Annotated in this window: 5 protein-coding genes and 1 pseudogene; 3 read left to right on the top strand and 3 right to left on the bottom strand. The window is 54.7% G+C overall.

The features are described from left to right. Positions 1–262: 262 nt before the first annotated feature. The 3 genes from ACUHMQ_RS01025 to ACUHMQ_RS01035 are packed head-to-tail and all read left to right on the top strand — an operon-like array spanning position 263 to position 6,574. On the top strand, positions 263–2,086 hold the full coding sequence (locus ACUHMQ_RS01025) for a cyclic nucleotide-binding and patatin-like phospholipase domain-containing protein (protein ID WP_445293574.1): 1,824 nt from the start codon (positions 263–265) through the stop codon (positions 2,084–2,086). Beyond that, positions 2,059–5,904, top strand: a complete 3,846-nt coding sequence (locus ACUHMQ_RS01030) for a non-ribosomal peptide synthetase (RefSeq protein ID WP_445293575.1) — start codon at positions 2,059–2,061, stop codon at positions 5,902–5,904. Before ACUHMQ_RS01025 ends, ACUHMQ_RS01030 begins: the two co-directional genes overlap by 28 nt. Beyond that, complete coding sequence (locus ACUHMQ_RS01035) at positions 5,888–6,574, top strand: TVP38/TMEM64 family protein (RefSeq protein ID WP_445293576.1); 687 nt, start codon at positions 5,888–5,890, stop codon at positions 6,572–6,574. The genes ACUHMQ_RS01030 and ACUHMQ_RS01035 overlap by 17 nt, the downstream gene beginning before the upstream one ends. A gap of 373 nt (positions 6,575–6,947) precedes the next feature. Here ACUHMQ_RS01035 and ACUHMQ_RS01040 read toward each other — a convergent pair whose 3' ends face one another. From ACUHMQ_RS01040 to ACUHMQ_RS01050, 3 genes and pseudogenes are all read right to left on the bottom strand, one after another. Then, on the bottom strand, positions 6,948–7,100 hold the full coding sequence (locus ACUHMQ_RS01040; RefSeq protein ID WP_445293577.1) for a hypothetical protein: 153 nt from the start codon (positions 7,098–7,100) through the stop codon (positions 6,948–6,950). A gap of 986 nt (positions 7,101–8,086) precedes the next feature. Then, positions 8,087–11,908, bottom strand: a complete 3,822-nt coding sequence (gene dsr1 / locus ACUHMQ_RS01045; RefSeq protein ID WP_445293578.1) for an anti-phage defense-associated sirtuin Dsr1 — start codon at positions 11,906–11,908, stop codon at positions 8,087–8,089. 40 nt (positions 11,909–11,948) lie between these two features. Further along, positions 11,949–12,055 (bottom strand): annotated as a pseudogene (locus tag ACUHMQ_RS01050) (IS5/IS1182 family transposase); the annotation flags it as partial.

Consider the following 12,055-nt stretch of genomic DNA (forward strand, 5'->3'; position numbering starts at 1 on the left):
CCATCGTGTCTTACAGTTAGAGACGGCTCGCGCAAATACGAGCAGATGGCTATTTACTAATGGCCATTACAAATCTGACTTAGAACGGGTTCTTAGAAGCTGTTCAAGATCAGTCGCGAGCGGCTGTCAGCAGGGTGCAGAGCAGCTTAAAAACCGGAATGTACTTTTGTACATGAGGATTTTGAGCAGCACATAAGCCCTAACCGCAGCTGCGCAGCAGGATCATGAACAGGTTCTTAGAAAACTTGCCGGGAGTGCTGCCTTGATCGACGTCGATCCTGATGCTGCATTAGATCAGGTACTGGCCATCTTGCGGGCCAGTCGTCTGTTTGGTGCGCTGGACAATGCATGGCTGCATGCTCTGGCGCAGCGCCTGCAACTTCGTCACGTCAATGCTGGCGAGCTGGTGTTTCAGGAGTCCGCCGCGTCGGACAGCATGATCATCGTGCTCAGCGGCCGCTTGCGGGTGTCCCGTAATGCCCGCGAGGGGAACCGGCTGCTCTACAACGAGTTGTGCCCCGGCGAGTGTGTGGGCGAAACGGGGATGATCCTGAAGCAGCCGCGCACTGCTGACGTTATCGCCCTGCGCGACTCTGTGGTGGCTGAATTGCCCCGTTCGGGATACGAAGCCCTGATTATGGGGCACCCGTTGTTGTTCAATCAGCTGTTTTCCCAGGCTATCTACCATTACCTGCGCCACACCCCGCAGTTGTCCGAGCGGCGTAGGGCGCAGTCCTATGTTGTGGTGCCGCTGCATCCTGGAGACGAGGCGCAGGCGTTGTGTGCAGGCATGGCTACGGCACTTGGCAAGCTGGGGCGGGTGCGCCACTTGCGGCCTGAAGTCTTGTCGGGCACAGATAACCCTGCTGCGGAGATTGTCCGGCGCATCGGGTCGGTGGATGCGCTGGAAACACAGTCGGACTATCTGATCTACGAGGCGGAAGCGGGGCTGAGCGATTGGACGCGCCATGCCGTGCGTCATGCCGACCAGGTGGTTTTCGTCACCAATCATACGGGCAGCCCGATACCGAATGAGCTGGAAAACAGCCTGCGCAGCGAGCCGGGCTTTTCCTTCAAGCGACAGCACATTGTACTGTTACACCCTCCTAGTACGATCCGGCCATCGGAACCATTGCCCTGGCGGATTGGGCGCGAGCCCGAACGTATCTACCTTGTACGGCGTGACTGCGAAGAAGACTTCGCACGTTTGGGGCGTTTTCTGACTGGCCGGGCGGTGGGTGTTGTACTAGGTGGTGGTGGGGCGCGGGGCTTTGCCCATCTGGGCGTGTTGCGGGCCTTGGAAGAAGCAGGCATCCCCATCGATCTGGTTGGCGGCAACAGCATGGGGGCGTTGATCGGGGCGCAATATGCTTGCGGTGCGACTTTGGAGGCGATACTGGCTCAGACGCAAACCCTTGCCGCGGGTGGTGTCCAGTTCACTGTGCCTATGGTGTCGATGTTGTCGAGCACGAGGATGGAGCGTGACCTGCAGCAGATGTTTGGTGACACACGTATCGACACTCTGTGGCGCCCTTATTTTGCCGCAGCCTGCAATCTGAGCCGTGCGTGTACATCGGTACAGGACCAGGGCCCGCTTTGGCGCGCGGTGCTGGCCAGTAATTCACCTGCCGGCCTTTTGCCGCCGGTGCTTAGCGATGGCGACCTGCTGGTGGATGGCGCGATTCTCGACAATGTCCCGGTCGAAGCAATGCGGATGCGGCTGGGTACACCACTCGAGAAGCGCCGCGGTAATGGCACGATCATCGCCGTGGATGTGGATGTGCGGGAGCAGATGAGTGTAGACCCTACCCTGCGCCGGCTGTCCGCTTGGGACAAGATCAAAAGCAGTCTATCCAACCGAGAGGCAGCGACGCCAGGTATCGGCGACATACTCTACAGAGCGAGCCATATGGGGGGGTTGACCCAACGTATGCGTACGATCTCACTGGCGGACTTTTACCTGGAACCACCTGTGGCCGAATTTCCACTGATGGGCTATCGCCATGCCAGTGAAATCGTCGAGGTGGCTTATCGATATAGTGTCGCCGAGATCGCCAAGTGGGACCGACAGTCGATTCTGCAATAGCCGATCAGGCATTGCCTTTGTCGCTTGCCCAGCGCGAAGTCTGGTTGGATCAGCGCGCGTGGCCTTCCAGTGCGCACCTCACTATTGGTGGCGGTGTGTTTGTCCGCGGGGTGTTGGACCTGCCCAGATTCCAGCAGGCATTTCTGCGCCTCATTGCCGAGAACGAAGCGCTACGTTTAGCGCCGATGGCTGATGGCACGCAGAAATTGCTGGCGGACTACCAGCTGCGATTGGCGCATATCACGCTGCCCGTGGTGAGTGACTTTGTCGTTGAGGCAGAACGCATCTGGCAAGCGCAGACACGAGAAGCCTTTCCATTGGATGGTACGCCGCCTTGGCGCATTGTGTTGCTGAGCAATGGTGAAAATGAGCACTGCCTTCTATTGCAGTTCCATCATCTGGTCATGGATGGTTGGGGTACTGCGCAGCTGATGCGTAGTTGGGCAGCTTGCTATGCCGCACAGTCGCAAAACGAACCCGCACCGTGCGCTGATCCAACAGCGTATCGTCGGTTTATCGATGAGACCCAGACTTACCGTGCTTCGGCCGATTTCGAGCGGGATGCGAACTTCTGGCAATCCCAGTTGCCTATGTTGCCGCCGCCCTTGCTGGAACGCCATTACGCAGCCAGTACATCGGATACCTTGCCTGCTGCGCAGTTAGCAGTGCTGCATTTACCCCGCGCTGAATACAACCGCATGTTCGCGTTTGCCAACGAACATGGCCAAGGCGAATTTGCTCTGTTCCTCAGTGCCTTGGCACTCTACTTCTCGCGCGTACAGCAGTTGGATGAAGTGGTGATCGGCATACCGTGCCTGAATCGTTCCGGCCGGCGTAACCGTGAGACCTTGGGCATGTATGTCGGGGTAATGCCCTTGCGGGTTCCGGTTGACCGCCAGGCTTCAGCGGAGCAGCTGCTGACTACCGTCAACCGCGTGCTTCGTCAGGCGTTGCGCCATGCGCATTACCCGTTGAGCGAAACGGGACGCCGATTACAAGCTATCCGGCAGAATCGTGACAGCCTGTTTGATGTTTTGCTGTCATTTGAACGCCAAGACTACTCTGTACAGTTCGGTGAAGCGAAAACAGTGGGCTCCCGCCAGTTCTTCACTGGCATCGCACGTTACCCATTGGGGGTGACGGTTTGCGAATTTGCGCAGGACCAGGATGTTGAGCTGGTGCTGGAGGGCAGTGCACTGTGCTTTAATGCGGGCGAGGTGGATTTGCTCGGGCGACGGCTTTATCACCTGATTGTTCAGATGATCGATGCGCCAACGGTCCCTGTGCACAACCTGACCCATCTGCCACCGGAAGAGCGTTGGGCATTGCTGGATGGCCTACACCACGAGCAAGCCCAGCATGATGCTATTCGCCCGTTTATTTCCTTGTTTGAACATCATGTCGCACTGCTGCCAGATGCCTGTGCATTGCTTTGGGATGGCGGCCGTATGGACTATGCCACGCTGAATCAGCGGGCCAATGCACGGGCAGCCCAGTTGCGTCAGTTAGGTGCTGGCAAGGACGTGGTTATCGCTGTATGCATGCGGCGATCTGCCGAGGCTGTGATTTCGATTCTTGCGATTGCCAAGGCTGGCGCAGCTTTCCTGCCACTGGATGTGGATGCCCCCGATGCACGCCTTGCTGCGGTTCTGGAGGAAAGCCGGGCCCTGCTTGTATTGGTGGATACCGAGGCGCAACCCCGTTTACAAGCCCTGCACACTCAGGTGCTGGATACCACCCTTCCGCCGTCCGATCCGGCAGCGACCATGGATTGGCCTGCGGCAGCTTCCGACGATTTGGCCTATGTGCTGTTTACATCGGGCTCAACCGGCCGCCCGAAAGGCGTTATGGTGGAGCATGCTGCATTGTCTCGGCGTGTTGCCTGGCTTGCTCGTAATTACGCCATCACCAGTAACGACTGTGCCGCACAGGCTACCCAGCTGACCTTTGACCCGGCTCTGATCGAGCTGATCCTGCCCTTGGTACATGGCGCCAGTGTTGCGCTGCCCCCCCCTGGTAGGCAGACGCCTGAGGCGGTTGCCAGTTTCGCCATACGGCATGGCGTCACCATCATGGCTTTCGTGCCATCCACGTTGCAACGGTTTCTCGATGCGGCTGCGCGCCAGCAAGGTCTGCGCTTACGTGTAGCCTGCTGTGGTGGGGAAGTACTGAGCCCGGCATTGGCCGAGCGTTTCATCACACAAACCAGGGCACGGTTGTTCAATGTCTATGGCCCGACCGAGGCTTGTATTTTTGCAACGGCGTGGGAGTGTGAGCGGCGACCCAGCGAAGTGGCATTGCCGGTTGGCCGGCCGGTGGATGACACACGTATCTACGTGCTTGATGCAGAACAACAGCTGCTGCCGTTTGCCTGTGCTGGCGAAATCTACATCGGCGGGAGGGCACTGGCGCGTGGCTACTTACATCGGCCAGACCTGGATAAGGCAGTCTTCCTGCCCGACCCCTTTCTGCCGGGTGAGCGTATTTACCGTACGGGGGACCGTGGGTGGCTGAGCAGTGATGGTGATCTGTACTTCCTGGGCAGAACCGATCGTCAGGTCAAGTTACGGGGGTATCGGATCGAGCTGGGGGAAATAGAGCATGCATTGATGACCATGCCCGAGGTCACGCAGGCGCTTTGCCTTTTGTTGAACGTCAATGAAAAGCCCTATCTGCATGCCTGGGTAGCAGCACCAGGGATACGAGCCGACGCATTACAGCGACATCTGCGTGCCCGACTGCCCGACTACATGCTGCCGGCGCATATCAGCGTGCTGCCGGAGCTGCCTATGACCAGTTCCGGAAAGGTAGACCAGCAGGCGCTGCGAGCGATGCCGTCCGAGCAGGTACATCATCGTGGGCGAGGCCCGGCTAGCCGGCTTGAGCGTGAGTTGCTGCCGCTATGGCAGGCTGCGCTGCACCGTCAGGATATCTCAGTCGAGGACAGTTTTTTTGAGCTGGGGGGCGATTCACTCTCCGCTATCGATATCCTGACGGGCATCGATAAGCTCACTGGTAAGCACGCATCGTTACTATTGCTGACCGAGCATCCCAGTGTGGCGGATATGGCGTTGGCGTTGCTGGATGAATTCAGCCCTGCCAGTATTTTGCTGCCACTCTCAGGCCAATCTGCCGATAACGGCATCTATCTTGCCGCTTCCGGACATGGCGACTTGCTACGTCTGCGTAATCTGGCCCAGGCGCTGGGTACAGGCTCCAACCTCAGTATGTTGCAACCCCCGCCGGCGGAAACCTTTGGCAGCATCAAAGATCTGGCGGAAATCTATGCGGCGCGGATCGCTGCAAGTGGCAGAACCAATATTACGCTGGCGGGTTTTTCGGTTGGCGGCATCACCGCTTTGGAGACTGCACGTGTACTGCAGGAGCGAGGTCTGGAAGTGCGCGCCATTGTGCTGATCGACACGGTCTATCCGCGCTCATTGTTGCGCAAGCCTCGCTTTTGGCGGCTGCTGGGGTGGTTGACGCGAAACCTGTATGTGCAGGAACTGAGCATGAATGGCCGTCGCCTTGGTGCAATGTTTGGTGATGCCGGCCTTGTATCGCAGATTATGGCATTGGGTGGTTATCACCCCACAGCTTTTGCCGGCCGTATTTTGTTGGTGAAGTCGTCTGGCTTGGCCAATTGGGAACACGCGTTGTTCCGGCCCTGGTATAGCTTGTTGCAAGGGAAGTTCAGTACTTGTGAGGTACCTGGCTTGCATGGTTCCATGTTCGATATAGCCAACGTACAGGCACTGGCGACTGCTCTGCTTTCAGTACAAGCAGCGGAAGGGGTGGAAAATGGCGGAAACGCCTGATCCCCTGCAAGGTTTACGTCGACGCCGCCGTTTCTTCATTTTCCTGGTGATTGTTCTGCTGCTGCTAGGCATAAGCCTGCAATGGACGCCGGCCAAACATTGGCTCAGTCTCACCAAGCTATCTGCACAGGCGCAATATTGGGGGGAGCAACTGGGCCCTTTTGTGACAGTACTGGGTATTGCGCTGGCCAGTGCGTTGGCCGTGCCGCTCAGTGTGCTGACCGTTGTCGCCGCTCTGGCTTTTGGACCGTTGTTGGGCTCGGTCTACAGCTGGCTTGGTGCAACCCTTGGCGCCGGGTGCAGCTTTATGTGTGGGCGGTGGTTGGGTCAGGCTGTGGTTTCGCAATTAGCTGGCCCTAAGGTGAATCACATCAGCCACCGACTTGCGCGGCGTGGTGTTATCAGCGTTATCGCTATACGTATGGTGCCGGTTGCACCTTACGCCGTGATCAATCTGGTCGCTGGCGCCAGCGCCATTCGTTTACGCGACTTTCTCCTGGGCAATGCAGTGGGGATACTGCCACTGCTGCTGATCAGCGCCTTGTTCTCCGAGCAAATTCTGCGTGCTGCCAATCAACCATTGTGGGTAACGGTTTTGTTTGGTGTTTTGTTCTTTGCACTGGTGGTGGCGGGTACAGCCATACTGCGCCGATGGTGGCGTGATGGCTGATTTTAGAACAGTCTAAAAACCTGCTCACCAGAGAACTAACTATGGCACAAAGCAGAGACCTGGGGAGGCGTTCATCTTCAGACTATTCATGTCTTCATCTGTTAATTAATTCACCTTGGTTCTTGATCCTTACTACCTTTGCAGACAGCGATTCACGCTAACTATTCATCGGCTCACGAAAAAGAAGTAATGCCGGTGCTAGGGCTGCGGTTAGAGCATCCAAGTACCTGTCCAAGGTCTGCTGTGCGTCAGTGAGTATGGTGCTAAAACGCCCTTGGCATGCTCAGTCACCACTTGTGAGCTCTGCTTCCTCAGGCGTTTTCGCCTTGCGTTTTTCTAGCTCGCAAGGCTTTGAGCAGGCTCTTATGGAGTCTTATCCAAAATAGCCATCATGGGAGAGGGAAAGATCGATCAGTGATGGTTCAGGCTGCCTGGCGGGCGCAGTCCAGAGTAAGGCTGCTAACGCAGCGAGAAGAATGATGCCGCCTGATACTTGTTCCACTTCGGTGATGTTGAGTTCTTGCACTGCTCTCTCCTTTAGCAAGTTGGCCAATAACCGTTACTGGCGAGGGCTGGAGTCTAGAGGCTCTGGTTTTCTGCCACCAATAGGCCATTTGTCCTGAGTTGAGAGAGGGGGCTGAATTGTGATGGCGCTTGGTACAAGCGCTACCTGCGGAAATATTGAGTCGCATGGGGTGGCATAGGACTTTCCCTAGCCACCTTAAAAATCCCTAATTAGCGACCGAAAATTACGACTACAGGTCTTCCTATTACTTATTGGCTTTGTACAAATGCTTACTGCTCCGCTCAGATGCGTTAGCGCTATAGGCAGGCCGCCATTGCCAGATCAAAGACCTGTGCAACAACTATCGCAGCTGAGTCGGCCACCAAGTCAATTGACAGCTATTGCGTAGTCAGTAAGTAGTCAGCCGAAACTCTGGGGCGAACTTTGAACGGGTACACGGCGTTGTAATACGGGCTTCGATGTGAGGATCTGGATTGCAGGAACTGGCGGGGCATTGCGAAAGGCGAACTACAGACGTAGAGACGGCCCCGCATCTGAAACAGATGGGGGCCGTAAAATACTTGGTGGGGCGTCACAGATTCGAACTGTGGACCTACGGATTAAGAGTCCATTGGTTTAATCAATTAAAACAATTACTTAGATTGAATTTCGTTCTACGCGATCTGGAAATTGAACCCCTTTTGGCCCTTTTGCCACGGTTAGGCAGGGGGTAAATGTAGAACGGGAAAAGGTGGATTCTGCACGCAAAGCTGCAAGATGCAGGTTCGCTGTACAACCGACTTCCTAGAGGCAGCCAACAGCCAGAAGCGGAAATACTCACGGGTATTCCTAAATGTCCGGTTTATTAGCCTAAGTGGTCATTATCGAGCAAGCAAAGTCGTGTCCGATGCTGGTCACTCAATTTGGACAGTGCCAATAGAATTGAACCGAGTCAGAATGAATAAACTTATAGGCACCACATCCTCATATTGGGCCATATAGTGCGATCACGGCCCTCGTCTCTTTAAGAAGACTCGTAAATTTTGGTATCGGCTGTCTTGTTCTAGTTCTTGTTTGGCTTGCACGACTTCATCCAAGCATTGCCCCAAATGAGTAGGTGCCCATTGCTGATCCTTAATTAATGCATCCAATAAAAGTAGTGTCGGCATAGGGAATCGGTTACACAACTTCGATTCATGCAGCAGTTGCACAACGTAGTCCGGGTTCTCGATTGGTTGCAACCATGCTTGCACCGCAACGAAAGCAGCCGGGAATTCGTCGCCAGCAGCGATTGTTAGTCGGGCCAAAGACGCGGAAATTCTAGGATTTGCCCGACTACGGTCCTTGGGCCAGACGTGTTGCCAGAATCTCCGAACATGATTCTTCCAATAGTTCTCGCGTTGATCAGCTGCTCCTTCAAGTGCTTGGCAGATTGCCTGTGCAGACTCCGCTAACCCTTCTTGTGGCAAAGCGCCAATCGCGGATCGAAAGTCTTCAACGGTATATCCCTCTACAGGGTCCAATGCCGCGAAAGTGAGGAGGGCTGCAAACTGCTGTTTGTGCCTAGCTAAGTCGGAATAATGATTTGCACTATCCAGGAACTGGGTTTTAAACGCAATTAACAAGGGGGAGTGAATGCGTGGCGACCTCAGGAAACCTTCCCATATAGCTTTTGCTTCACTCAGATTATCCCAGCTGAATATGGGCAACAGATATTGTTCTGTCCAAGATTGATCTACTCGAAATAGTGCAATCAGATGTGAACCTAGTATTACTCGTCCGTGACGAAATTTTTCAACTTGTACATCACATAACTCAGTGAAGAAGGTTTTGATGTCTGCAGGAAGTTGATCGTTGTCCTTCGGATTTCGTTTGAACCAAAGGTTCATTAGAGACTGCGTTACAAGCCCAATTGGGTGGTTGATGGCAGTACCAACGGGATCATTGGATTCGATGCCATTTCTGATATCTGTTCCCGTTTGGACCGACTGCGCCAGTATGCGGCGGCATAGATCCAGTAGGATGTCCTCGCTTTGGGTGGTCGAACTGGATACAGACTCGATCCACAACGTTACGCTATGCGCAACTTCCTGAAGGACATCGTCTGGCATGGTCTGCACTAAAGGCGCGGCATATCGCCAGGAGCGCAATACCAATCTCTCCCCGCTCCAGACATACAAGGCTTCGCGCCATCGGTTGGCTGGCCAAACTCCCCCATGCGCCAGATCGCTAAGAGCGTAAAGACTATTTGGTAGATGCTTGCGGCAAACATCTCTCCATGTGTCTTCGTAGAATGGTCGCTTTTCAGGCCGTGGCTTTTGGAGCCATTCAACAAGTTCACGCCGCTTTCGAGGTGCTTTGTCGACCTCCCGGATATCTTCATAGTCCGGATCACCAGTGCTGCTCATCCACCGGGGGAACTCGTCACTCTCGTTAGTAGCCAACTTCCATTGCGTATATGTATTTGATAGTTCCGACAAGCGTGCCGCTGCGAGTTCCCCAAGGATAATGCCGGAGCAATTCAATTTGGCTAGATGCAACCAGACATTACGAGCCTCCAAGGTTTTCCAATCATTCGGTTCGAAATAATTCCTATACATCTCGGGTGGTGGTCCAGCAAGTATGGTCGTCTCCAGGCGATCCTGAGTGTCTCCAGCTAATTGGCATCCTTGAAGAACCAATAGCCGACACACCTCCCGCTGAGTTTCAGATGACCACAACCACCAGGTTCCATCCGCCAACAGCCAGTCCACCCACTGCTCTGGCGCAATGCACCCATCCTTACTGGCGGCAAACAGGGCCAGTCGTTTGAAGGTGGGATAGGGCAGTTCAAACCAGTCTTGGGCTATCCGTGTAGCACGCGCACGTTCGTTATCGCAAAGGGCTAACCATGCATCGCGCAGAAATTCAATCAGACACACCCAGTCGCGGAATCCTCGGTTTTGCCAATGTGGCGTGATAGAAGGCAAATCCCAATAAGATCGGTCACGGAGGTCATCAGCAGCTTCCAACTCTTGCAACAGATTCAGTGCGTCAAGCAAGAGCTGCTGGAAGTCCCCTAATAGCGACGGTAGGGCAGTAGTCCAGTGTTCGTTAGGATGGTCTAACAAGGCAGTGCGCACGTGATCGACAACAAGCACGAGTTCCCAATCCACTAACTGCCTGATCGTCGCAGGTTCGGCTGAGATCTCATTTTCTCCACCTCTGCGTAACGGTTTCTTTAGTAACACCCTTGGTGCAAGTAGATCACGAAGTTCTAGGCGCAGTGTGGTGGTTAACCCCTCCCATTTCAGGCGTTCTCTCCAGCTATAGAGGCTAAGATAGTGCCATAGTGATTTCACCCTACCGCTGAGCAATAGATGCCAAAGTTTTCGCATCAAAATACCGGGAATAGCCTTTGGCGCCTGTGACCGGATTTCGTCCAGTTCAGCGGTATTACTATCGTGCTCTAGTGAGGCAATTCGGTTTAGCTTGTTCTTTATCAGCAGCTGCAAGTGATCGTGTAACTGGCCACCCCGTTGCGCGATCCAGAGGATCAGCTTCGGGTCGTCTAGGTGACGTGTGAGCCATTGAGCCAAATTGTTCATCACGTCATCCCACTGGCTACTGGTGAAGCCACCGCCGGCAAGCAGCATCGCGGGTGCACGAAAATAGGGTGCAGGTCGTCGAATCAGGCTGAAGCTTAACTTGGCGTTCAGGTCGTCGCATGGCGGTACGCCAAAGCGTGCCAGATCGCAGTGCCCATAACGCTCGTCCGAGAATGCCTCCAGTAACCAGTCCAACGACGGGACAGGATTGAATTCAGCAAAGAGCTTGGCGGGTAGGCCTGACTTGTCAGCCAATGCCCACAACACCCTGCCTACAAAATCGTCTTGCTGTGTGCTTGCTGATGGCCGAGCCAGGGCGTGACTGACAATGATACGTTCCTTGCCCAGTACGCCGTCACGGTAGGTTTCCGCCCAGGCGTGCAAGGTTTTGTGTAGTGCCGAATGGTCATGACTGCCAGCGGGCACTTTGTAAAGAATGGGTGTAACTCCCTTGGATTCCCACTCGATGGTCTTGTGCTGTTCATTTTCCGAGCTGCAATCTCCCAGCGCCCATGCCTGCGGTGTGACTTCACCCAGCATCCTGTCAGCAGCAAGCGCATCCATCATGTAGCGCAATACCGGGTCATTGATGCTATAGCCCACAAAACAAACCACGTAGTTGCGGAACAGCTCGCTTACGAACCGAGCTGCCCAGCGCTCGATGAGGTAGGCCAAACCGAAATCGCCGCTTGTGACCACTAGCCGGTTCAGGTCAGTGTCTGTTGGTTTGCTTGGCAGCAAGCCATGTAGGTAGACCAGCCCGTTCCAACGGCTGTTTTTTGGGATGGGCAACATCGGCGCGGCATATGCCTGAAACACTTGGCCTGAGCGCTTGGCTGCAATGTGAAACAAGCGATCAAAGTTAGTGGTGACCAGACGTAGGGCGCCTTTGTGGCTGCGAGCTAGCTGCAGTAGGGCGACATGCGTATTTGTAGCGCCATCGAGTTTTAAATTGGGTTTCAGGGCTTTGGCCAGTACACGACGAACACACATGCGCTGACCTGGAAAACGCCGCTCTAGCAGGTCAAGCGTGGCGTCAAACTGCCCACGTTTAAATGCTTCATGCTCGTTGTCCAAGAACTTCGTACCATTGAGCCGGTAAATCTTCTGGACTAACCCAGAGAAGCCCGGCAAGCCAGCGGGATATGAAATGCCAGCTCCGCAGAAAAACACCACTCGGCCCTCTTCGTGCGCCTGCAACAATGCGTCAGGAATATCGGGGCCGTTAACTACGAATTGCATTTTCTCTCCCTATCTACCTAAGAGCGTGTTTTAAAAGTTGCTATTCCAGTCTGTTGAGCATCAAATTGATCATGGCGATTTGAATGAATGTTTCGCTGGATAGGGTGAGGCATTCATAGTCCTTGGAGAGTCGACGATACCGATAGA

The sequence above is a fragment of the Chitinimonas violaceus genome (assembly GCF_052601015.1).